Raw genomic sequence first — 4,422 nt, forward strand, 5'->3', positions numbered from 1 at the left:
CTGTTCTCCTCGGCGGGCGGGCTGGTCCTGACCGCGGGGCAGGGCAACTACGCGGCGGCCAACGTCTTCCTTGACGCCCTCGCCACGCGCCGCGCGGCCGAGGGCCTGCCCGCCACCGCCATGGCCTACGGCCTCTGGGACGCGGGCGCCGGCATGGGCGTCCACCTCGCCGAGGCCGACCGCAAGCGGATGGCCGCCCAGGGCGTTCCCGTCCTCGCGGCGAAGACCGGCCTGGAGCTATTCGCGGCCTCCCTGCGGGCCGGGCTCGCCACCGTCGTCCCCGTCCGGATCGACACAGCCGCCCTGCGCACCCGTACCGACGAGGTCCCGGCCCTGCTACGCGGCATGGCCCCCCGGCCCCGGCGTGCCGCGGCGCACGGCGCCGACGCGCAGGCCGGCCGGTCGCTGCTGCGGCAGCTCGACGGGCTCACCGCCGGCGAACGGCACCGCCTGGTGCTGCGGATCGTCTGCGGGGAGGTGGCGTCCGTCCTCGGCCATGCCTCGGCCGAGGCGATCGGCGCCGACCGGGCCTTCAAGGAACTGGGCTTCGACTCACTGGCCGCCACCGAACTGCGCAACCACCTCAACAAGGCCACCGGCCTGCGACTGCCCGCCACCCTCGCCTTCGACCACCCCAACGCCACGGCGGTAACCGACGTCATCCTCGGTGAACTCGGAGTCCGTGACACGGCAGGCGAGACACCCGTACGGCGGGACGCCGGGCGGGCGGCCGAGGACGAGCCGATCGCCATCGTCGGCATGGCCTGCCGCTACCCGGGCGGCGTGACCACGCCCGAAGAGCTGTGGCAGCTCCTCCTCGACGGCGGTGACACCGTCTCCGACCTGCCGGCCGACCGCGGCTGGAACATCGAGGACCTCTACGACCCGGAGCCGGGCAAGGAGGGCAAGAGCTACACGCGCCACGGCAGCTTCCTGCACGACGCGGCCGACTTCGACCCGGCGTTCTTCGGCATCTCCCCGCGCGAGGCGCTGTACATGGACCCGCAGCAGCGCCTCCTGCTGGAGACGTCCTGGGAGGCCCTGGAGCGCGCCGGCATCGACCCGGCCACCCTCAAGGGCAGCCGTACCGGTGTCTTCGCCGGCGTCATGTACCACGATTACGCCCTGGGCGCGCACCCCTCCGGTACGAGCGGCGGCAGCGTCGTGTCCGGCCGGGTGTCGTACACCCTGGGCCTGGAGGGACCGGCGGTCACCGTCGACACGGCGTGCTCGTCGTCGCTGGTCGCCCTGCACCTCGCGGCGCAGTCCCTGCGTTCGGGGGAGTGCTCCCTCGCGCTCGCCGGCGGTGCCACGGTGATGTCGACGCCCGGCATGTTCATCGAGTTCAGCCGGCAGCGCGGCCTGTCCGTGGACGGCCGTTGCAAGGCCTTCGCCGGGACGGCGGACGGCGTCGGCTGGTCGGAGGGCGTCGGCGTCCTGCTCGTGGAGCGGCTGTCCGACGCCCGGCGCAACGGACACCGGATCCTGGCCGTGATCCGAGGCTCCGCCGTCAACCAGGACGGCGCGAGCAACGGCTTCACCGCACCCAACGGACCCTCGCAGCAGCGGGTGATCCGCGAGGCTCTGGCCGCCGGCGGACTGACATCGGCCGATGTGGACGTGGTGGAGGCGCACGGCACCGGCACGACCCTGGGCGACCCGATCGAAGCCCAGGCACTCATCGCCACCTACGGTCAGGACCGCCCGGAAGACCGGCCGTTCCTGCTGGGCACCATCAAGTCCAACATCGGCCACGCCCAGGCCGCCGCCGGCGTCGCCGGCGTCATCAAGATGGTCATGGCCATGCACCACGGCGTGCTGCCCAAGACCCTGCACGTGGACGAGCCCTCGCCGCACGTCGACTGGACGGAAGGCGCCGTCGAACTCCTCACGGACGCGGTCGACTGGCCGGAGACCGGCCGCCCGCGCCGCGCGAGCGTCTCGGCGTTCGGCATCAGCGGCACCAACGCACACCTGATCCTGGAACAGAGCCCCGAGCCGACCGCCACCGCCGAGCCGGCCGCCCCGCCCGCTGGGGGCCCGCTGCCGTGGCTGCTGTCCGCGGCGACGCCGGAAGCGCTGCGCGCGCAGGCTGAGCGACTGCGGTCGTACGTCGAGACCCACCCGGACCTCGACCTGACCGCGACCGCCCACGCACTGGCCACCACGCGTACCGCCCTGGAATGCCGGGCCCTGATCCTCGGTACGGAGCGCACGGACCTGCTCGACGGCCTGCGGGCGCTGACCCACTCCGCCGCCTCCGCCTCCGCGGTCGTCACCGACTCGGTCCGCGGCATCGCCGCCTCGGCCTTCCTCTTCTCGGGACAGGGTTCGCAACTGCTTGGCATGGGACGGGAGTTGTATACCCGGTTCCCGGTGTTCGCGGAGGCGTTCGACGCGGTGTGCGCCGGTCTGGACGAGCACTTGGATGGGTCGGTGCGGGAGGTGGTCTGGGGTGAGGACGCCGAGCTGCTGAACCGGACCGTGCATGCGCAGGCGGCACTGTTCGCGGTGGAGGTGGCGCTGTTCCGCCTGGTCGAATCTCTCGGTGTGCGGCCGGACTTCGTCGCCGGTCACTCGATCGGTGAGGTGACGGCGGCGTATGTGGCTGGGGTGTTCTCGCTCGCGGACGCCTGTCGGCTGGTGGCGGCGCGTGGCCAGCTGATGCAGGCGCTGCCGGAGGGCGGTGCGATGTTGGCCGTCCAGGCGACGGAGGAGGAAGTACGCCCGCTGCTTAGCGAGTCGGTGTCGATCGCGGCGGTCAACGGCCCTCGGGCCGTGGTCGTCTCCGGTGATGCGGAGGCGGTGGAGGGGATCGGGGCGCACTTCGAGGGCCGTAAGTCGACCCTGCTGCGGGTGTCGCATGCGTTCCATTCGCCATTGATGGATCCGATGCTGGATGACTTCCGTGCGGTGGTCGAAGGACTGTCGTTCGGCACGCCGTCCGTCCCGGTCGTGTCCAACCTGACCGGTCGCCTCGCGACGCCTGAGGAACTCGGCTCCGCCGACTACTGGGTGCGGCACGTTCGGGAAGCCGTGCGCTTCGCCGACGGCATCCGCACGCTCCACACCCTCGGTGTGACGGTGTTCGCCGAGATCGGACCCGACGCCGTGCTCACCGGAATGGTGCACGACACGCTCGACGTCGACGGCGTGCGCGCCTTCGCTCTGCTCCGGCGGGGCCGGGACGAGACGACGGTGCTGACCGGCGCGCTCGGCTCGCTGCACACCAGTGGCGTACCCGTCGGCTGGCGGACGTTCTTCACGCCCGTGCCCACGACCGCGCCCGCGTCCGGGGACGGGGACGGGCAGCGCCTCGTCGACCTGCCCACGTACGCCTTTCAGCGCAGCCGGTACTGGCTCGACGCGACCACGACTGTGGCCGAACTCGGCTCCGTGGGCCTGGGATCCGCCGAGCACCCGCTCCTGGGTGCGGCCACGGAACTGGCCGGCGTCGACGGCCATCTCTTCACCGGCAGGCTGTCCCTGCGGTCCCACCCGTGGCTGGCCGACCACACGGTCCTGGGCAGCGTCCTCGTGCCCGGCACGGCACTGCTCGAACTCGCGCTGCGCGCCGGCGACGAGGTCGGCTGCGCCCTGGTCGAGGACCTGACGCTCGCCGCGCCGCTCGTGCTGCCCGAACACGGCGGCGTCCAAATCCAGATGCGCGTCGGCGAACCGGACGAGTCCGGCCGCCGCTCCTTCACTGTGCACGCCCGCCCGGCGGACACGGCCGAGACGGCATGGATCCGGCATGCCGACGGGATCCTCGCGCCAGGCGCCGACCACGGCACAGGGTTCGAAGGCACTGGATTCGAAGGCACAGGGTTTGACGCGACCGCTTGGCCGCCCGCGGACGCGGAGCCGGTCCCGATCGAGGGCGCGTACGAAGGGTTCACCGGCGCCGGTTTCGGCTACGGACCGGTGTTCCAGGGACTCCGTGCGGTGTGGCGGCGCGGCGAGGAGCTGTTCGCCGAGGTCGTGCTCCCGGAGCGGGCGCACGATGACGCCGGCCGGTTCGGTCTGCACCCGGCGCTCCTGGACGCCACGCTCCACGCGGCCATCCTGACCAGCACCGGCGAGACCGCCATCCCGTTCGCCTGGAACGACGTGTCGCTGCACGCGGTGGGGGCCACCGCGGTCCGGGCACGGCTGACGCGTGTCGGCGCGGACGGATGGGCGCTCGCGCTCGCGGACACCACCGGCCGCCCCGTCCTGTCGGTGGGCTCGATGGTGAGCCGCCCCGTGTCGGCCGAGCAGCTGACGGCCGATGCCTCCGCCGCCGGACCGCTGTACACGACCGAGTGGTCACGCGTGGCGACTCCGGTGGGATCGGATGTGTCGTGGGCGCGTTGGGAGGATGTGTCCGGGGGCGGGCAGGACTACCCGGTTCCGGATGTGGTGGTGTGGGACTGCGGTGCC

At 72.6% G+C, this 4,422-nt stretch carries 1 protein-coding gene; it reads left to right on the forward strand.

Annotated features, from left to right (window positions below):
- A partial coding sequence (locus ACF073_RS41385) for a beta-ketoacyl synthase N-terminal-like domain-containing protein (protein WP_392076730.1) occupies nt 1-4,422 on the forward strand: 4,422 nt, incomplete at both ends.

The sequence above is a fragment of the Streptomyces sp. NPDC015171 genome (assembly GCF_043079545.1).
Classification (GTDB): domain Bacteria; phylum Actinomycetota; class Actinomycetes; order Streptomycetales; family Streptomycetaceae; genus Streptomyces.